Below are 19,574 nucleotides of genomic sequence, written 5' to 3'. Positions count from 1 at the left end.
TCTGGGGCAGCAATTTCTTCTATTGTATACTTACCTTCTGGTAGGTTTCCAAAGGATGCAAGTCCTGCATTTTTTTCCTTTCTCGTCGGCAGCTTGTGATGTTACTGTAGAAATTACCTTGTCGTTTGCATCTCTTATTTCAAATGTCGCTCCAACTATTGGATTTTCTTTCTTGTCAATCTTTGTGATTTCTACAGGACGTGTTTCAAATTTTTCGTTGGTTACTGTAATTGTTGTTCCCTTTGATGCTTCTGATGTTGATGTTGGTTGTACCGTTTGGTTTTGTAACTTAGCGTTGCTTCCAGTATCTTGGCTAGTTAACCAGTCATAGGTTAGGGTATTTGTGCCGCCATTTAAAGGTTTTGATTTTGCAACTACCAAGAATCCCCAATCTCTTCCAAATCTTTCCTTAGGGAAGGTGATTTCGTAACCAAGTTTATTGGTATAAGGATCTGTATGGTTTGGGGTTCCCCTGATTACCCAATTATTATTATTAGGTTTATTTACGACGCTGTCTCCTAGCTGATCTATAAGCTTTTGATCAACAGTCTGTTGGGTCATGGCGTTTTTTACAATACCTCTTTGAGTATCCGGATTTACGTCATAGACCTTTACGTCATCTAGGTTTTCTATTACACCACCATTTACCCTTAGACTAATTCTGGTGTTTCTATTTGTAGATCCACCTTGTCTTGCTGAATTAGCTTTTAGGAAGATGTAAGTTGTAACATTGCCCTGGTCATCCTTTGTAGCATATTGCATTGCATTCATGTAGTCAGGATAAGTTGGGTCTGCTACTGTTACTGTTGGGTTGGTTCCAACTGACAATTTGGCGTTGCTACCGTTTATAGATATTCTTCCTTCATCATCTACATCTACAGTTGTTCTTTCTTGATTTAACTTGTAGTCTTTTGGAGCCTTGGTTTCCAAAAGTGTGTAGGTTCCTGGGCTTATATTGGAAAATTGAATCTCGCCATATTTATTTGTGGTTACTTCTGCTTCACCTGATCCTAGGAGTTTAAATGTTGCTCCTTCAAGAGGCTTGTTATCTTCACCTTTTTTGATAAGGGTGAAGTTTCCAAATTTTGGTATTTTTTGTACTGTTGCCCTATTGTGGATGTAGTATCCCTTTTTGTTAAGGTCATACCAGTTGTTATTTTCATAATAGTTAATCGGTTCGCCATTATAAGTGTTTCCTGTTGGAAATTCTTGTTTGATTTTTACATCATTTTTAGAAAATTTACGTTCACCTTGAATATTCCATACTTTTACATTTGGAATTGTGATGTCTCTAGTAGCTGGGGCTGGATTAGCTTCTTCTGATTCTCCAACTTTAGTTATTCCGATTTCATCGCCTGATCCGTTCACTGCCTTTAATGTCATTTCAGGCATTTTTAAACCTTTATCAAGATTCCAATTTTGCTCTACATTTACATCTTGGTATTTGGAAATTTCCACACCACTGAGTTTTTGTGCTTCTTTTGACTTTCCATCTATTGTAGAGTTGTACTCGTATGCAGCGATAGTACCTACTGTTTTTTCTCCATTAGTACCTTCGACATCAACAACCATTTGACCTGATTGTGGATCAATTTTATAAACTACAGTTTGTCCTATAGAGCCAGTTTGATTGCCTTCAAGTTGTCTGTTTTCTAATGGTAAGCTTGTTGTTCCATCCCCTGTAGATACCCCATCCGTTACTGTCCACTTAGCAGAATTTTCTGAAGTAAATTCTCCAAGGATTGTTGTTCTATTGTTCATGCCTGCTCTGATAGGTGTAGTTTCTTTGACCTTATCTATTGGCCAGCCATCCATGACAATTCTCTTTGCACCAACTTTACCTTTTGCAGTAAGGATAACAGAAATATCCATCATGTACTTTTCTTGCATACCTTTAACTGGTGTATAGAGATTATAAGTTATTTCTCTTACAGCTCCTGGAGCGTGGTGTTTGGAGTCGTGAATACCAAATCCGCCTTTTATTGGGTTGTCTGTTAATTGAACATTACTTGAAATATCTCCTAGACCTGATCCTTTCACAGTTGTGAAGTTTGCCTTAAAACCAAGCTCATCTAGGTTTGTATCTGAAGATACTTTAATTGTCCAGTTGTAACCTTGTAGTTCACCATCTTTTAGTACAGGATTTGCTACTGCATCCATGTCTACTTTGTAGTTTTGATCATCAGCTTCGATGATTTGTGTAACATCGTGTCTACCTGGTTCTATAATAGTTCCTACTATTTCACCTTTTTTATTAACCCTTTGTGGTAAAAGATTTTTTGGAGCTTTAACACCAAGACCTGAAACTTTATTAATTACTACAAAAGTTTCATCTTCATTAAGTTTAATGTTATTTGTATTGTAGTCTACTGGTATATCAAGTGGAATATTTATATTTTCTGGAATTGTTCCTTCAATGTTATAGGTAATGATATTATCATCTTTATTGTAAGTTGGTTTTGCAATAACCCTGCCATTGTAGATAATTGGCTTCAATGTATTTGGGTCATTAACTGTAAGTTCATCATCTAAATGAATTTTGAAATATTGGTAATCTTGAATTGGTCCTCCTGCATTAGATGTTTGGAAGATTGTCTTTATATTAAACTTTTTTCCTGCTAGGTTTGTCTTTTCATCTGCAGTTAAAGGTCTTGTTGCAAAAACCTGTGGTCTGAAGTTTTCTTCCCTATCTCTATCAATTAGTTCTTGGAAGGCTTCTTCGTTGTCTGCCATTAGTTTGGCTTGGTCTTCTCTTGACAAGTCGTACTTGTCTTCGAAAGTGTTAAGTAATGCTTGAATTTCTTCTAAGCCGTTCTTCTTATTTTTAAGTGCTTTTTTAAGTTCTTTGTCTGCTCTTTGTAGGTCTGTAAGTCCAAGGCCTTCTTTGATTTTTTCTAGTAGACCTTTTTCTTGTTCTTCTGTGTTTTCTTCTTCGTTTGTATTTTTTAATTTATTTGATTCTTCCGCGTTTAGACTTTTTTCTGATTGTTTCTTTTGGTCTCTTAGACCTTTTTCTTTTAATTTTTCTTCTAGTAGTTGTTCAAGCTCTAGCCTCTTTTGATGAGCATCTCTGTATTCGGCTTCGGCTGCTGCGGCTTCTGCATCGTTTGCTCTTGCTGCTTGTGCTTGTCTTTCTGCTTCGATTCTTAGGGCTTCTTGCTTTTCTTTTTCTATCTTATCAAGTTCTGCCTTTTCTTTTGCAGCTTGTTCTTCTTTAGCCTTAGCTTCTTCTGCAGCTTTTGCTTCTGGCTTAGCTTTTTCTTTAGCAGGAACTAAAATTTCATAATCATTTTTAGTTTGCTTAGCCGGATTCATTGATTCGTGGTCATTCTTTGTTTTCTTAGCTGGTATTAGGTCAGGAGCCTTGCCAGTCTCCTTAGCTTTATTAGAAGTTTTTTTATGTACTTCTTCTTTATTCCTAGTATCGGTCTTTTCTGCTTTTGCGGCTGGTTTGTTAAATAGTTCTCCAGAAATGTTTTCCTCTATTCTAGTTGAATTCTGGCTTTCAGGTTCATCTATTAAGCTTGCCGCTAAAGCTGCTACTGGGCTAAAGACCTCCATAACCATTAAGAATGCCAGTAAGAGGCATGTAAATCTTTTAAAAATATTGTCCATTTTCTTTCTCCTATTCTCCAATCATTTTAAGTCTATACTAGGAAAAATGTAATTCTCTAGTAATAATATATATATTGTAATACAAGGCTTATTACATATCAATAGAATTTCATAAAAAAACTTTTCTTACAAAGGCTTATTTCTGTCATTTGTTGAGCTTTTACACTAATACTCCCCCCTCACTTCCATAGTATAAACACTATGAATAACTTGTAATAAATTTGTAATAACCTCTATTTATAGCCTTTCCCTGTATTTTAAATATATTTAAATATTAATATATGTGTCATCTTGGTATGAATTATTGTATTTATTTTATACAATTTTAACCAGGGGTAAAATTTTAAATTTTTTCGATTTTTTTCCTCTATCTAGTGGATTTTATAATTTCTTAGCCTATATCTATGGGGCTTCTTTTTTTATTTTTATAATTTCTTTCTATTTTCTTGCTTATCTTTTTTCCTAGTAATATACAAAAATTTATTTTATATAAATTCATCCATTTTAATTTTCTATCCATCACTTTGACAGTAATATTTTTAAATTACACGACCTGTAATATTTGTATTATTGTTTTAATTCTTATAAGTTCTATGTCTTTAGATCTTACTTTTTTACCAATCCTTTTCCTCACTCCTTAGTAAATCAAGTATAAATTAAAAAGCTCTTGTAATTTTTCTTCTATTATACAGGTTTTTCTTGTACATTCTTTGGTCAGGACTTTTTGATTTCTTATGGAGTCACAAGCAGGTCTAACTTCATGGGACTTTAGGACTTTATATTTTTCTTCAAGCTTATAGGCATTCACGAATCCAGAGTTTTTTATCAAGTCATAAGTCTTTACAAGGCCATAAGACTTTATAAAGCCGTAAGACTTCATAACTTCATAAAATTTACGACTTAGGTCTTATTTGCAAGTCAGTCAGGACTAAGCCAGGGGCAATTTAGCTCGCAAATTGGGTTAGGTCAAGCAAAAAGCACTGCCTTTCGACAGTGCTTTCCATCTTTTATTAATTTTTTATTTTTCTTCTATTATATAGGTTATTATTCGTCCTTATTTTTCTATAAATTTTTACTCGTACCTCAAGGCTTCGATTGGGTCTAGTTTGGCTGCCTTGTTGGCTGGGTAGTAGCCGAAGAAAACTCCTATTAGCATAGAGAATCCAACTGCAACTGTTATTGATCCCAGGGATGGAAGTGTTTGGAATTCCAAAAGTTTGGACCCAATTAGTCCTATTATAGTTCCCAGGATGATGCCGAAGAATCCTCCAATGATGCAAATGATGACGGACTCGATGATAAATTGCTTTCTTATGTCGCCCCTAGTTGCTCCTAAGGCCTTTCTAATTCCAATTTCTCTGGTCCTCTCTGTTACTGACACAAGGAGGATATTCATTACGCCGATGCCTCCTACTAAAAGGGAGATGGCTGCAATGGCTCCTATGGCAACTTGGATGGACCCCATGGCTGAGTTCATTTGTGATATTTCGCTCTTGGCTGAGTAGTGGGCAACTTCTGCTCGTGAGTTGTCCTTGTAGAACTTAGCGTTTAGGTCATCTACTAGAGCCTTGGAATCTTCTTCTATAGTGTCGGGATTTTTTAAAGTCATGGAGATGTCATAGTAAGATGTCCTTGGTTCTGTCAAAAGTTCTCTGTCCCCCGTTGTCCTTGGAATGTATATTGATGAGCTCCCTCCATTAAGGGATTGGCCCATAACCTTCATCTCTTCGTACTGGTAGACTCCAATTATTGTGGCAACTAGGAGTTTGCCATTGACGTCAATTTTCACTTCTTGACCCAAGGCTTCTGGTGCTGGGACCTTGTAGATTTTTTCAAGGACCTTGTCTGATATAACTGCAACAGACTTGCCCCTTGCCACGTCTTCGTCATTTAAAAACCTGCCGGCAACCATCTTGAGTTTGAAAATATTTTTTTCGCCCTCTGATGTGGAAACTATGGATACTGCTTCCTTGTTTCTTCCTTCTTTGACATAGCCTTGGCCGCTAGCTCCATGGTAGACTAGGTCTTCAATGGTCCTGCCCTTTTTAGCTTCTAAATAGTTTATTATATTTTCTGAGAAGTAGTCAGAGTCGGTGAGTTCTCCCCCGTCGTAGTCGGAATTTTTTGGCTTTACATAAACTTGGACTGCTGTGTTGGCTATGGAGTCAAAGGCCTTGTTGACTGACTTGGTGAGGGCATCTCCTATGGTTGTGATGCCGATTACTGATCCGATGCCAATTATTATCCCCAGCATGGTGAGGAAGGACCTGAGCTTGTTGGACCTCAGTCCTTCAAGGGAGAGTTTTATTGTTTCTAGTATATCCATTAAATCTCCTCCAAAAGTCCGTCAGTCATCTTGTAAATCCTGCCAGCTTCCTTGGCGAGTTCCATGTTGTGGGTGATGATGATTATGGTCCTCTTATCTTCCTTATTGAGTTTGTGGAAGAGGTCCATTACATTCCTACCAGTCTTGGAGTCCAAGGCTCCCGTTGGCTCGTCTGCCAGGATGATGTCGGGGTTATTTGCCATTGACCTGGCTATGGCAACTCTTTGCTTTTGCCCACCTGATAGCTCGTTGGGGAGATGGTCCATCCTGTCCTTCATCTCAACTATTTCAAGTAGTCTTTCTGCCCTTTCAGCTCTTTCCTTTTTGCCTAGACCTGCGTAGGTCATTGGGAGTTCCACATTTTTTAAGGCGTTGGACCTGGGAATCAAGTTGAAATTTTGGAAGACGAAACCAATTTTTTTGGACCTGTAGGCTGATAAGTCGCTGTCCTTTAAGGTGGAGATGTCAACTCCATTGAGTTCGTAGTAGCCTGATGTCTGCCTGTCTAGGAGTCCAATGATGTTCATGAGGGTAGACTTGCCTGAACCTGACTGGCCCACAACGGACACGAAGTCGCCATCATTTACTTCAAAGTTTATACCGTGGAGGATTTCCAGTTCATTTTCTTTACCAATGTTAAAGGACTTTTTTATGTTCTCCATTTTTATAAGCTTGCCTGTCATTTTATGATAACTCCTCCGGCTTCTGCAGTGCTGGCATCTACACTTTTTTCATCTCCATCACTTTCTTTGGAGTTTGGATCTCTCATAAGTTTAACTTGGCTGCCTTCTCCATAGCCTCCTGATGTGGCAAGGACCTTGTCGCCTTCCTTGAGGTCTTTGGACTTGACGGCAGTTTCTGCATCATTTTCAAGTCCCCTTGTCACTTCAACTTTTTCGATTTGGTACTTGTCTTTGCCTAGGTCTTTTAGTGCAAGGACATAGGACTTGTTGTCTCTTTCGAAGATGGCATCACTTGGCACCTTGAAGGTGTTTTCTTCCTGGCTAATGATGTACTTAACCCTAAGGGTCATGCCTGGTGCAAATTTTTCTTCTTGACCTTCATCTATTTCTATTACAGTCTTGTATAATACTTCGCCAGACTTGTTGTCTTCAGATACTGGCATTGGAGCTGGGTCAATGGAGATGACCTTGCCCTTGTAGACCTCTCCCATGATGGAGTCTGACGTGATTTCAACTTCTGTTCCCACCTTGATGGAGTTCTTATCGTATTCCTTGATTTGGGATTCTATCCTAAGCTTGTCAATGGTTTCAATCTTGGCAAGGTAGCCTGTTGGCACTTGACCTTCCTTGGCTGGGACTTCCGTCACAGTTCCATCTGCTGGTGCCTTTATCATAACTTTTTCAAGTTCTTCTGATAGGTTTTCGATTTCTACATTGTCAAGATTGTTGGCTCCTGCCTGACTTGTCTTTAGGTTGTCCCTTAGACCAGAGATTTCGTTGGCAACTTGGATTTTTGTTGATTCAAGATTTTTCTTGGCACTTTCGTAGTTGTTCTTTGCCGTTTCAAGATTTTGTGCCAGAGTTTTTAATTCGTCATCACGAGACTTTCTCGCCTTTAATGCCTTATCGGCATCAGCGTAAAGGTCTTCCTTTGCCTTTTTCACTTCAAGGCTTGTGGATTCAACTTGCTTTGCTTGGCCTTCCACTTCCTTTTCAAGGGCTTCGGCTTCAGCTTGGTATTTTTGTTCATCAGCCTTGGCAGTGGCAAGGTCTTCGGAAATTTTTCCTATTAGGATTTCTGTTTCGGCTTGTTCTCTTGTTAGAGATTTGATTTTATTTTTTAAGTCGTCAATTTCTCTTTGGATCTTTTTAGTATCTGGGTTTTCTCCCACTGTAGTGTTTTCTACAATTTTACTTTCAAGTGTGCCTGCGTTTATGCTCTTTTTTTCTGAATTTGAATTGTTATTTTTAGGCAGGCTTTGGACATTTTGCTTTCCACCGCCAAGAAGTTGACCTTGTTTTTCAGTCATTTCTGCCTGCTTTTCAGAGATTTCAATTCCAATTTCTGTAAGTCTCCTCTTGGCATTGTCTAAGTCAGCTTGGAGATAGTCCTTGGACCTTGACGCTCCTGAGGCAAGGGACTTGTTTTCAGAAATCTTGTCCCTATTCTTGTTTATGTCATCCACCAATTGCTTGTATCTTAGGTCAGTTGCTTCTTCTTGGTAGGCAAGACTTTCCCTTGACCCCTTTTCTGCCACAAGACCTTGGTTGTATCTCTCGTCGATGCTCCTCTTGAAGTCGTTGTAGGACTTCTCTGCAGCAAGGTATTGGTCCATGGCTTGGGTTAGGGAAGTTTCAGCTGCAACAAGAGCAGGACTCTTGCCGGACTTTTGACCAGTCACAGCTTCAGAAAGTCTCTTCTTGGCAGCAGAAATTTGTGCCGAAAGGTTTTTGTCTGTGGCTGCTTTTTGTGCCTTCCTTGACCTCAACTGTTGCTCTATGCTGGATGAGTCAAGCTTGGCAATTATGTCGCCTTTTTTCACCTGATCGCCAACTTTTACATTTATTTGAGTGACTGGCAGGGCCTTTTCAGAAAAGACTTCCACGGAGTTTGATGGAACTACCTTTCCCTTTTCGCTGACGGAGTTTGTGAGGCTGCCCTTCCTCAATGTGACAATTTGGTTTTCAGAAATTGTTTCTGCCTTTCCTCCACCAAGTCCAGCAATTTTGGGCACTAGGGTAAGTGCCAGGATGAGGGCAAGTCCTCCTCCCGCTATTATTTTATTTCTTCTATTTTTAAGTATGGTATTTTTCGCTTTTGTGTAAAATTTTTTCATTTCTACCTCCAAGCTTAATTATATAGTAAGCTTTTCTAGAATTACAATAGTAAAGAACTGCAAAATCTTTCAAAATTATTAAGAATTATCTAAATTTCCTTGAAAGAAGACTTAGCTTAATTATAAAATAAAGGGAGTAAAGCTAGAGTTAAGAAAGTAGATGGAGTAAAGTATGCTAGAAATTTTAATTTTAATTTTATTTATGGTAAATCTTTTTGTGGCAATAATTTTTGACATTTCTATTGTCCTTGCCCTCTTTTTGAATTTAATTCTCTTGTCTCTTTACGCTTACATAAGAAAGTTTAATCCAAGGGAAATTTGGTCTATGGCATACACAGGCATAAAGGACACCAAGACTATCTTAACCGTATTTTCCCTCATTGGAATGATAACAGGAATTTGGAGACTTTCAGGCACAATTGCCTACATAATTTATCACGGAACTTCTTTAATCTCTCCTAAATTTTTCTATGTGGGAGTCTTTATCTTTAACTCAGCCATCTCCTTCTTAACTGGGACGAGCTTTGGGACTGCATCTACGGCAGGGATTATCTCCATGTCAATTTCCAACGCCATGAATTTTAACCCAATGGTTTGTGGTGGGGCGATTTTATCTGGCTGTTTCTTTGGAGATAGGTCATCGCCAATGTCCACATCGGCCCTCTTGGTGGCAACTCTTACCAAGACAGACCTCTATGTAAACCTCAGGAATATGTTTAGGACTTGCATCCTTCCTCTTATACTAACTATTGCAACTTATCAAATTTTTAATTTGGGGATCGACGCAAGAGTCGACAAGGAAAGCATCGAGATGATTAGGGAGATTTTTAATTTCAATCTTCTCCTCATCATTCCAACTCTTTCTATTATCATCCTTGCAATTTTAAAAATTGATTTAAAGATCAACATGCTTATTTCCATTGGGATATCTATAGTCTTTGCCATGGTCTTACAAGACAGGTCTTTGGCAGAAGTTTTTCATGCCTTGATTTTTGGTTTTCACTTGGATTCCCCTGCAGGCAAGTTGATTAATGGCGGAGGATTTTTCTCCATGTTTAAGATGCTCTTAATAGTTGGAACTTCTTCTGGTTACTTTGGTTTCTTCAAGGAGACTGACCTCTTAATTGGCGTGAAGAAATTTGTAAATAAGATGTTTGCAAAACTTCCTAAGATGCTGGTCATGTCCCTAATGTCTGCAATGATTTCAGTTTTTTCTTCCAACCAAACTCTTACAATAATGCTAACCTATGAGATGGCAAGGGAAAATTATAAGGACCAATACGACCTAGCCCTTGATATGGAGAATTCGGCAGTCATGACTCCATCCTACATCCCTTGGAACATAGCAGGAAGGACGCCGCTAGAGATGGTGGGCGCACCTGTAATGTCCCTTTACTTCTCCTTCTACCACCACTACATCATCTTAGTCAACACAATCTTCTCTGTAGTAGACTTCTATAAGACTAAGAAGTAGCAGAACTTAAGAACTTTTGAAAATAAATTTTAAAAACTTTATAAAAATCTTTGCACACAAAAAACTCAGGTTTTTTCAACCTGAGTATTTTTGTTTTACAACTTATTTAATTACTCCTACTTTTACTTACTATTACTTTTCCAAAATCTTTTTATTTTAGATTACATCTTCACTTTAAATTTTTATTATTAAAGCGAACTTATGAAGTTTTATTATTTTTTTAAATTTGCTTAACTTAATTTCTAAATAAAAAACTGACCCTTAATCTTGTTTTATAATTAAAGGTCAGCTTGATTCTTTATTTTTTTATATCTTTGTAAAGGTTCTTGGCTTTAATTTATTTTCTATGGCGCCAAGTGCGAAGTCTGCCAAGACTGCCATCAAGGCTGTTGGGATTGCTCCCGCTATTATTATGGGGCTTCCATTGGCTACTGTGATTCCCCTTGTGATTATATCTCCAAGGCCTCCTGCTCCAATGAAGGTGCCCACTGCTGTTACTCCTATGGCGAGAACTAGGGCATTTCTTATGCCACCCATGATTATTGAAATGGCAAGGGGAAGTTCTACCTTCCTCATTATTTGATATTTTGTCATCCCCATTCCCTTAGCTGCATCAACAAGCTCTGGTGTTACTGAGTTTATTCCTCCCACTGTGTTTTTTAATATTGGAAGTATTGCGTATAAAAATACTGCAAAGACAACTGTGTTTGGTCCCGTTCCTATTAAAAACATGAGGATAGCCAACATGGCAAGGGATGGTATGGTCTGCATTACATTGGCGATACTTATTGTTAGTCTTGATAATTTTCTCTTTCTCGCTACTGCAAAGCCCAGTGGTATTGCCACTATTGCGGCAAATAGAACTCCGTAGATGGAAATTAAAAAGTGTCTAATAAATTGTTCAAAGACATAGGATGCGTTCTCCATATAGTAAATTATTACATCAGACATTTTTTCCTCCTTCCACAAGTTCCTTGTATTCTTTTATCTTGTTTTCGTCAACTTTTACGTCTTCAAAATACTTGTGCTTCTTCAAAAAGTTTTCTGCAACTATTTTTGGCATCTCAAGGTCTTCGTCTGCTTGACGGTTTAGCTCTTGCATGTCTTTTGATGAGATTTGTCCCACAAGCTTCATCATTATTGTCTCAAGCTCTGGATATTTTTCCACGATTGCCTTTGACAAAACTGGTGAGCAGTCGTAAGGTGGGAAAAGTCTCTTGTCATCTTCTAAGACAACTAAGTCATAGGATGAAATCTTTCCATCTGTGGAATATCCAAGGACTAGGTCCATCTCTCCACTGGCAAGGGCTGTATAAACTAGACCAATGTCCATGGGATAAATTGTCTTAAAGTCAAAGCCGTAGATTTCTTTGAAGGCCTTGTAACCGTCGCCCTCTCTCTTTATCCAAGCTGTGTCTACTCCAACTTCAAGTTTGTCTTTTATTTTCTCAAGGTCAGAAACTTTTTTTAGTTTATTTTCTTCTGCAAATTTTTTTGTAACCATAAAGGCATAGGTGTTGTCAAATCCAAAGGATGGGTACCAGTATCTCTCCCATCTCTTGTAGTATTCTTGCATTACAACTTTCTCTGCCTCTTTTGGGTCCTTAATTGGGTCCATGCCAAGTTCTCCACTTAGGGCTGTACCTGTGTACATGGCTCCAACTATGTTTACATCTCCCTTTAACATGGCTATGTGGTTTAGGACAGATGAGGACAAATTGGTGATGAGTGAAACATCTATGTCGCTATGGTGTTCTATCATTTGCTTAACAATCTCCCCAAGGATCTGCCTTTCTGTGTTGGATCCCGTTGCCACAACTACGCTAGTCTTGGTGTTGCCGCCAAGACCTGGCAGGCTACATGATGTTAAAAAGATGGGTAGGATAAGAAAGATTAAAAGTATTTTTTTAATTTTTTTCATTATGCCACCTCACTCTTCTTGTTAGGTGATAGTTTTTCTTCTAGAATTCCAAAAAGGAAGTCCACTATTATCGCCATAAGGGTAACTGGGATTGTCCCCCAAACTACCATTGGCATTATGGCATTAGTAAGTCCGTTGAAGATAAAGTCCCCAAGTCCACCTGCTCCTACATAGGCTGCAAGAGTTGTCCAAGCAAGGACGTAAACTCCTGAAAGTCTTATGCCACCCATAATAACTGGCATAGCCATGGGGATTTGGACCTTGAAAAGTATTTGGGACCTTGTCATCCCCATTCCCTTAGCTGCATCTATTAGGTTTTCATTTACTTCTGCAATCCCGAGATAGGTGTTCCTCATAATTGGAAGCAAGGAGTAGATAAAAAGTGCAACTATGGCTGGCTTTTTTCCAACTCCAAAAAGTGGAATCATAAGTGCCAAGAGGGCAAAGGATGGAACTGTTTGAAGGACTGATGCTATTGCCATGACAATTTTTGCTGCCTGCTTGAACCTATTAAGTAAGATCCCAAGAGGAACTGCCACAAGTATTCCAAGGGCGAGAGAAATCGTAGCAATCAAAAGGTGTTCCATGGACTTTGACAATATTTCTCCACTATTTTCTAGTAAAAAATTAATCATTATCATCACCTATTTTCTTAGGTGCCTCACCTGATGCATCCTTCATAAGTTCAGACAAGTTGTCCTCTTCATAGACTTCTTCAGCCTCTTCCTCTTCTTCATTTCCCCAGAGGTTGGTGTAAATTGTATCTACTACTGAAGCCCTGGTAACAAGGCCAACAAGTTTGTTTTCCTCATCTACAACTGGCAGGTTCTTTATGTCTAGGTTGTAAATGTCACGAATGGCATTCATAATTACTGTGTCCTCTCCTATGGCATAGACCTTATCCATTACTTCGTAGAGAGCTTTTATGTGCTTACCATATCTTCCTATGTCAAACATGCCCACAGCTCCAAGTAGGTGACCTTCCTCGTCGGTTACGAAAATAGTATCGACTCTCTTGTTTCTCATAAGGGCAAGGGCATCGTAGGTTGACCTATCACTTGTTAATGAAACTGGATTCTTAAGCATAATTGTTTCCACAGTCCTGTAAGAAGTCTTGGCCTCGTTCATCTTTTCTTGGCCCAGCATTTCTTCTACGTATTTTGACTTTGGATTTTTAAGTATATTTTCTGGCGTATCAAATTGTTCAACGTGACCCTTCTTCATGATAACAATCCTGTCTGCAAGTGAAAGGGCCTCGTCCATGTCGTGAGATACAAAGACTATTGTCTTTCCCATTTCTCTTTGAAGTCTCTTCACGAGTTTTTGAAGGGCATCTCTCGTTATGGGGTCAAGGGCACCAAAGGGTTCGTCCATTAGGATTATGTCTTGGTCTGCTGCCAGAGCCCTTATAACTCCAATTCTCTGTTGTTGACCACCAGATAATTCTGATGGGTATTTGTCTAAGTAGGAAAGAGGTAGGTCCACTTTTTCGATTAGGTTCTCGGCAATGGGCCTTAACTTTTCTTCGTCCCATTTCAAAAGTCTTGGGACTAGAACTATGTTGTCATAAACTGTCATATGTGGCAAGAGTCCAATTTGTTGGATTACATATCCAATTTGTCTCCTGAGATCAACTGGATCCATGTCCTTGATGCTGACTCCGTTAATGAGGATATCCCCTGATGTGATTTCGTTCATCCTGTTTATCATCCTCATGCAGGTAGTCTTGCCCGATCCACTGGCTCCAATAAAACATATAAATTCGCCATCTTTAAATTTTAAATTTATATTTTCCGCTGCAACCTGATTACCGGGATAGATCTTGCTGACTTTTTTAAATTCAATCATTATAATCTCTCCTTAAATCAATTGGTCTTCATTATTTCGAAGACCTTAGCTTCCATTCTTAAATATTTTAATATCTTTAAGCATTTTTTGTTCTTTTCTATTATACCCATAATAGGGAACTTTCAATAATTTGCAAAATGGTCAGATTAATCTTGTGGGTTTTATATAAATTTTTATTATTTGAGACTTTATAATTGTTTGTGACTTTGTAAATCTTTATGGCTTTATATCTTCTTATGACTTAGCCGTAATTTATTAACTTATAATTTTTTATGAAGTCGCAAGCTCTTATTAACTTATAATTTTTTATTAACTTGCAAGTCACCTCAACTTGCATAAAAAAAGACTTCCCACTATTACATGAGGAGTCTTTCTTAAAATTTTAAATTTTTACATTTTAAATTTTCTTCATTCTAAGGTCTAGGTTCTTTTCATTGATCTTGTACTCTGTGTACTCTTTCATAAGAGCGTAGAGAGTTGATGCAAGTGGTATAAAGGCCCACATGCCCACTACTCCAAAAAGAGAGCCACCTATTGTGATTGCCACAAGAGTCCATAAGGATGGAAGTCCAACTTCGTTACCCACAAGTTTTGGATAAACTAGGTTTGATTCAATTTGTTGCAAGATCAAAATCAATACTATAAACATAAGTCCCTTAGTTGGGTCTTCAATTACAATCATGACAAAGGCCATGGCACCACCAAGGAAGGGTCCGATGATTGGCACAAGGTCTGTCACGCCAACTATTACACCAATAGTGGCTGCGTTGGGAATCCTTAAGATAAGACAGCAGACAAAAGTCGCGATACCTATAAAGGATGACACTGTTAGCTGTCCCCTTATGAAACCAAAGAAGTTTTCATGTAAGAGGTGGGCTACGTGCAAGATTTTATTTGCGACCTTCTTGTTAAAACATGAGTAGCAAATTCTTGTTGCTTGATAGCCAAGCCTTTCCTTGTCTGCAAGGATGTAGATTGATGTGATAAGGGCAAGGAAGAAGGAGACCAAGCCACCTAAGATACTGGACGCTGTCGATAGGGCAGAGTTTAGTATATAGGATGACTGTTCGTCAGACTTCACAAAGCTCCTTACCCTATTAAAAATTTCATTCCAAGACAAGTTGTCGTACTCAGCTTGGAGCTTGTCAGAGTAATTACTTAAATAAGGTATCTCTCTTGTCTTATCAATTGCCATTTGCAAGAAACTTGGGAGGGACTTCCTAAGTTCGTTAAAGGAATTGATAAGTTGTGGGACAATTATCGCCGTAATTATAAATATGGCGAGGATTATCACTATAAAGGATATAGCAATGGAAATTGTCCTCTTGTGCTTTTGAAATTTTTCATTTTTTATCTTGTCTAAAACTTTTCTCTCGAAAAAGTTTAGGGGTATTTTCATTATAAAGGCGATGACTCCTCCTAGGATAAAGGGAGCAATAACGCCAAGTAAGACTCCAAGACCTGAAAATATTGTCTTGGAATTTACAAATAAGTATGCCACAAATAAGAGGGCAAGCCCTGTCAAAAATATCTTTTTGTAGACGTCGGTCTTAAAGGATAAGCTTGACGGGATTTTCTTTTCTTCTCTTTCTCTTTTATCTTCCATTTTTTCCTCTTTTCTTGAGACTACAAACCAAAGTAGTCTTCAAAGAACTGTCTCTCTATGTTCTTTGTCCTGTTTAAGTAAATCTCTAGGTAGTCGTAGAAGAGGGACCCCTTGTTTATCTTTTGTTGATCTCTCTTCACCCTTTCAAGAGGGTAAGACCTGTGAGGGGCAGGGAGCTTTGACTCCCTCCTTCTCTTTTTATTTTCTTCATAACCCTTGGGATTTACTTCTATAATAATTTCGAAATTTTTGTCACTAGGTTGGTCCTTCTTCTTGTAGTCAATGTCAAGTTTTTCCTTCTTATTAGGTTTTGACTCAAGAGGTATGAGATACCTAACAGGATTTAGGGCAAGGGATGTCTCCTCGGTTTTTTCTTCAAAGGAAACAACTCCAGAGTCCAATTCTCTCTTTAAATTTTTTAATTTTTGCCTTTCATCCATACTTTCAAAATTTTTGTCTCTCAATTTTAAAATCCTCTCAATACATCAGGTCTAAAAGACTTTTTCTTTAAAGTTTTTTCTATTGCACTTATTAGGCCTTCCTTGTCTTCATTTAAAGTTCCGGCAAGTAGAACGTAGTTGGATGCGTGGTTGGACCTAAATACTGTGCCTTCAGAGTCCACGTGCTCCAAGAATATTTTCATCTCTTCAAGGATTTGACCCGCATCGGGCATCTTAAACTTGCCACTTACATAGTCTTCATAAAGAGGTGTGTTCTTGTAAATTCTCATTGTAAGATAACCCAAGAAGTCTGGCTTGGTTTCTGAAATTAATTTTGCAGTTCCTATTGCATTTCTCTCCATGCCCTCTACTCCACCAAGGCCTGCTATGATTGTGATGGAAGTTGTAAATCCAGCTTCCTTTGCCTTCTTCATGGCAGTCACATATTCTTCATAGGTTACGCCCTTTTGGATTTCCTTTAGGAGTTCTTCGTCCCCCGTTTCGAAACCAATGTAGAGCATCTCAAGCCCTTCATCCCTAAGCTCCTTTAGTTCTTCAAGGGACTTTCTATTTATATCTTGGGCAGTTGCATAGGATGAAACTCTTTTGACATTGGGATAGTATTTTTTTATGGTCCTTAGGATTTCCACAAGGTCCTTTGTCTTTAATACTAGAGCGTCTCCATCTGCCAAGAAGATCCTTTCAAAATAATCTCCATAGGAGCTCATTTCTATTAGGTCCTTCTTTATATCTTCAAGGGGTCTTATCCTAAAATCATCATCCTTGTACATGTAGCAAAAAGTACAGTTGTTGTGGGAACAACCCACTGTAGCTTGAATTATTAGTGACCTAGCCTCACTTGGCGGTCTAAAAACATTTCCATAATACTGCATATAACTTCCCTCTCTTTTTTATTCTCTTTTTATTTTAATTTTTTCCGTGCTTCTTTAATAAGTCGTCCTTTAGCTTCCAAAGTTTTTCTGACAAGTCGACGATGTACTCGTTTGGATTGTCAAGTCTCTTAGTTTCTTCCCAAAGAGTATCAAGTTCTGCATCAGCCCTTGCTCTTATTTCATCAAGGCTTGGCATCTTGTAAACAAGTTCACCCTTATCATAAATTTGAACAAGGACCTTCTTAGCTGTGTAGTCTGTAAGTGTCTTTCTCTTCCAAGTGTAGATTGGGTGGAAGACTTCGTAATTATCCTTAGGGATTTCTTCATCTCTTAGGGCTATGACATCACCCATGGCCTTGCCAGTTTCATTTTCATAAAATCTGTAAAGTTCCTTAAAGCCTGGTGTAGTAATTTTTGCCACGTTTTCAGAAATTTTAATCTTTGGAGTGATCTTTCCCTCTTCATCTTCTGTGGCAACAAGTTTATAAACTCCACCAAAAACTGGAGATGACTTTGATGTAATAAGTCTTTCCCCAACTCCAAAGGAGTCAAGCTTTGCACCTTGATGGAGGATTGTCCTAATTGTGTACTCATCTAGGGAGTTGGATGCCATAATCTTAACATCTTCATAGCCTGCATCATCTAGCATCTTTCTCGCCTTGTTGGAAATGTAAGTTATATCCCCAGAGTCAATTCTTATGCCCTTAGGTCTAAATCCACGAGGCACAACTTCTTCGTCAAATACCTTGATGGCATTAGGGACACCTTCCTTAAGAGTGTCGTAAGTGTCAACAAGAAGTAGACAGTTGTCTGGATAAACTCTTGCAAAGGCCCTAAAGGCTTCTAGCTCTGTGTCAAACATTTGAACCCAAGAGTGAGCCATGGTTCCAAGAGCTGGTACTCCAAACATCTTGTCTGTCAAAGTGTTAGCTGTTCCTGCACAACCACCTATGTAGGCTGCCCTTGCTCCAAGATTTGCTGCAGAATATCCTTGGGCTCTTCTTGATCCAAATTCAACAACTGGTCTGCCCTTAGCTTGCTTAACAATTCTTGATGCCTTAGTTGCAATCATAGATTGGTGATTTATTGTAAGTAGAACCATAGTCTCAAGCATTTGAGCTTGAATAGCTGGGCCTCTTACTATTAAAAGTGGCTCACCAGGGAAGGCAAGAGTTCCTTCTGGCATTGCCCAAACGTCACATTTAAATTCAAAATCTTTTAAATAAGATAAAAACTCTTCGTCAAAAATTCCCTTTTCTCTTAAGAAGTCTATGTCTTCTTCTGAGAAGTGGAGGTTCTCCATGTACTCAATAAGTTGTTCAAGGCCAGCAACAATTGTGTACTCTCCGTTGTCAGGCACTTCTCTGAAGAACATATCAAAGATGACAGTCTTGTCTCTTAGTCCTTCCTTAAAAAAACCATTGGCCATTGTGAGTTCATAGAAATCCACAAGCAAGGTGTAATTTTTCTTTACATTATAATTTACCATTTTATACTTCCTTTTCTTTTATCTAGCCTAGCTAGGTCTCCTTTAGTTAATTACCTAAATTATATCACAAAGGAGATTTTTTTAATAATTTAATGGCTCTCACCCTTATATATGCCCAAAAATATTTTTATAAAAGTCTACTTGTGTTATAATTTTTAAGAAAAAATTCTTGCGAGCTTCTTTTCTATGAAGAGACTCTTAAAGATTTTCAAATTCTTATTAATTAGTAAATAACTATGCTATAATAACAATAGATTGGTAAAGGTGAAATTTTTTGGAAAAAGTTAAAAGCATTGTGGACATAGAGAGGTCCCTAATAAAAACTTACAGGAGAGACATTTATAAAAAATTCGTCAAGGGGATTAACAATTATGAAATGATTAGCCCTGGCGACAAGATTGCAGTTGCAATATCAGGTGGCAAGGACTCGCTAACTCTTGCCAAGCTCTTGCAAGAACTCAAGAAGCACAACAAGGTTCCCTTTGAATTAGAATTCATTGCCATGGACCCAGGCTACCTTCCTGAGAACAGAGAGAGACTTGAGTACAACTGCGAGAAACTTGGAATCCCTGTCAAGGTTCACGACTCTGATGTCTTTTCAGTTGCTGAAAAATTATCAGAAGGTGGCTCAACTTGTTACATGTGTGCCAGGATGCGTCGAGGCAATTTATACAACAGGGCCCAAGAGCTTGGCTGCAATAAGCTTGCCCTTGGTCACCACTTTGATGATGTCATCGAGACTGTTCTTTTAAATATAATCTACGCTGGCGACTTCAAGACAATGATGCCAAAGTTGAAATCCAAAAACTTTGAAGGCTTAGAACTCATTAGGCCCATGTATCTTGTAAGAGAAGAAGCTATTATTAGGTTTATGAAATCCACTGGCCTTTCTGCTCTTGACTGTGCCTGCACTGTTACCCAAAAGCAGTCCGGCAACAAGAGGTTTTTTATCAAGGACCTCATCGAAGAGCTCAAGAAGGAAAACAAAAATGTTGACATAAATATCTTGCGTGCAACAGAAAATGTCAACATGGATCAAATTCTTGGCTACAAGGAAAAGGGCGAAAGACACAACTTTTTAGAATTTTACTAAAAAAATAAAATCCTGTTTTTTATCGGGATTATGGGGTATGTAAGTTAAGGTAATTTAACTTTGTTAAAT

General features: G+C 38.2%; 15 protein-coding genes. 2 read left to right on the top strand and 13 right to left on the bottom strand.

Annotation, left to right across the window (positions count from 1 at the left end; all coding sequences use genetic code 11):
• Positions 1 to 30: 30 nt before the first annotated feature.
• The 5 genes from ACWPVO_RS01220 to ACWPVO_RS01200 all read right to left on the bottom strand — a co-directional run bounded on the left by ACWPVO_RS01220 (position 31) and on the right by ACWPVO_RS01200 (position 8,741).
• Positions 31 to 3,615 carry a SpaA isopeptide-forming pilin-related protein gene (locus ACWPVO_RS01220; protein WP_454206030.1) on the bottom strand — a complete coding sequence of 1,195 codons (3,585 nt, stop codon included), beginning with the start codon at positions 3,613 to 3,615 and terminating at the stop codon, positions 31 to 33.
• Positions 3,616 to 4,252: 637 nt separating this feature from the next.
• Positions 4,253 to 4,495, bottom strand: a complete 243-nt coding sequence (locus tag ACWPVO_RS01215) for a hypothetical protein (RefSeq protein ID WP_040541269.1) — start codon at positions 4,493 to 4,495, stop codon at positions 4,253 to 4,255.
• A 192-nt stretch (positions 4,496 to 4,687) separates the two neighbouring features.
• Entirely contained in the window at positions 4,688 to 5,941 is a 1,254-nt protein-coding gene (locus ACWPVO_RS01210; protein WP_454206028.1) for an ABC transporter permease, read from the bottom strand.
• Complete coding sequence (locus ACWPVO_RS01205; RefSeq protein ID WP_148465096.1) at positions 5,941 to 6,624, bottom strand: ABC transporter ATP-binding protein; 684 nt, start codon at positions 6,622 to 6,624, stop codon at positions 5,941 to 5,943. The genes ACWPVO_RS01210 and ACWPVO_RS01205 overlap by 1 nt, the downstream gene beginning before the upstream one ends.
• Positions 6,621 to 8,741, bottom strand: coding sequence for an efflux RND transporter periplasmic adaptor subunit (locus ACWPVO_RS01200; protein WP_454206025.1), 2,121 nt, complete (start codon positions 8,739 to 8,741; stop codon positions 6,621 to 6,623). Before ACWPVO_RS01200 ends, ACWPVO_RS01205 begins: the two co-directional genes overlap by 4 nt.
• 172 nt (positions 8,742 to 8,913) lie before the next feature.
• On the opposite strand from ACWPVO_RS01200, the gene ACWPVO_RS01195 reads away from it, so the two are divergent.
• Positions 8,914 to 10,215, top strand: coding sequence for a Na+/H+ antiporter NhaC family protein (locus ACWPVO_RS01195; RefSeq protein WP_454206023.1), 1,302 nt, complete (start codon positions 8,914 to 8,916; stop codon positions 10,213 to 10,215).
• A 306-nt stretch (positions 10,216 to 10,521) separates the two neighbouring features.
• On the opposite strand, the gene ACWPVO_RS01190 is transcribed toward ACWPVO_RS01195, so the two are convergent.
• From ACWPVO_RS01190 to ACWPVO_RS01155, 8 genes are all read right to left on the bottom strand, one after another.
• Positions 10,522 to 11,166, bottom strand: a complete 645-nt coding sequence (locus tag ACWPVO_RS01190) for an ABC transporter permease (RefSeq protein ID WP_270674625.1) — start codon at positions 11,164 to 11,166, stop codon at positions 10,522 to 10,524.
• Positions 11,159 to 12,136 carry an osmoprotectant ABC transporter substrate-binding protein gene (locus ACWPVO_RS01185; protein WP_454206021.1) on the bottom strand — a complete coding sequence of 326 codons (978 nt, stop codon included), beginning with the start codon at positions 12,134 to 12,136 and terminating at the stop codon, positions 11,159 to 11,161. Before ACWPVO_RS01185 ends, ACWPVO_RS01190 begins: the two co-directional genes overlap by 8 nt.
• Positions 12,136 to 12,771, bottom strand: a complete 636-nt coding sequence (locus tag ACWPVO_RS01180; protein ID WP_454206019.1) for an ABC transporter permease — start codon at positions 12,769 to 12,771, stop codon at positions 12,136 to 12,138. The genes ACWPVO_RS01185 and ACWPVO_RS01180 overlap by 1 nt, the downstream gene beginning before the upstream one ends.
• Positions 12,764 to 13,984 (bottom strand): ABC transporter ATP-binding protein, encoded by a 1,221-nt coding sequence (locus tag ACWPVO_RS01175; protein ID WP_148465090.1) that lies wholly within the window; start codon positions 13,982 to 13,984, stop codon positions 12,764 to 12,766. Before ACWPVO_RS01175 ends, ACWPVO_RS01180 begins: the two co-directional genes overlap by 8 nt.
• A gap of 397 nt (positions 13,985 to 14,381) precedes the next feature.
• The gene (locus ACWPVO_RS01170; protein WP_454206017.1) at positions 14,382 to 15,590 is read right to left on the bottom strand and encodes an AI-2E family transporter; all 1,209 of its coding nucleotides are present in this window, start codon (positions 15,588 to 15,590) and stop codon (positions 14,382 to 14,384) included.
• A gap of 20 nt (positions 15,591 to 15,610) precedes the next feature.
• The gene (locus ACWPVO_RS01165) at positions 15,611 to 16,054 is read right to left on the bottom strand and encodes a hypothetical protein (protein WP_454206015.1); all 444 of its coding nucleotides are present in this window, start codon (positions 16,052 to 16,054) and stop codon (positions 15,611 to 15,613) included.
• A gap of 2 nt (positions 16,055 to 16,056) precedes the next feature.
• Entirely contained in the window at positions 16,057 to 16,923 is an 867-nt protein-coding gene (locus ACWPVO_RS01160) for a radical SAM protein (protein ID WP_454206013.1), read from the bottom strand.
• 34 nt (positions 16,924 to 16,957) lie between these two features.
• Positions 16,958 to 18,412: a nicotinate phosphoribosyltransferase gene (locus ACWPVO_RS01155; RefSeq protein WP_454206011.1), complete on the bottom strand. Its 1,455-nt coding sequence runs from the start codon at positions 18,410 to 18,412 to the stop codon at positions 16,958 to 16,960.
• Positions 18,413 to 18,686: 274 nt separating this feature from the next.
• Between ACWPVO_RS01155 and ACWPVO_RS01150 the strand changes: the two genes are divergently transcribed.
• Positions 18,687 to 19,505, top strand: coding sequence for a tRNA lysidine(34) synthetase (locus tag ACWPVO_RS01150; protein ID WP_454206009.1), 819 nt, complete (start codon positions 18,687 to 18,689; stop codon positions 19,503 to 19,505).
• The last annotated feature ends 69 nt before the right edge of the window (positions 19,506 to 19,574 follow it).

It is taken from the genome of Peptoniphilus sp. Marseille-Q6390, assembly GCF_965119475.1.
This window is presented reverse-complemented; position numbering and strand designations above follow the sequence as displayed.